The organism is Methylophaga sp. UBA1464, assembly GCF_002325665.1.
GTDB lineage: Bacteria > Pseudomonadota > Gammaproteobacteria > Nitrosococcales > Methylophagaceae > Methylophaga.
In genome coordinates this window covers 30,763-31,035 of sequence record NZ_DCSO01000095.1, presented here as the reverse complement: position 1 = coordinate 31,035, position 273 = coordinate 30,763, and the positions used below count along the sequence as shown (strand labels likewise).

General features: G+C 50.2%; 1 protein-coding gene. It reads left to right on the top strand.

The window, feature by feature from the left end:
• On the top strand, positions 1 to 273 hold a 273-nt coding region (mauA, locus tag B3O33_RS12970), incomplete at both ends, for a methylamine dehydrogenase (amicyanin) small subunit (RefSeq protein WP_292363788.1).

Below are 273 nucleotides of genomic sequence, written 5' to 3'. Positions count from 1 at the left end.
AAGCCTGTGATTACTGGCGTCACTGTTCTATCGACGGCAACCTCTGTGATTGCTCTGGCGGTACGTTAACCTCATGTCCTCCGGGAACCGAACTGTCACCAAGCTCTTGGGTTGCAAGCTGTTACAACCCTGGAGATCAGCAGACCTATCTGATTGCCTACCGCGACTGCTGTGGCAAGCAGACTTGTGGACGTTGTAATTGCCTTAATACTGAAGGTGAACTGCCGGTTTATCGTCCTGAGTTCTCCAACGATATTGTATGGTGTTTTGGTG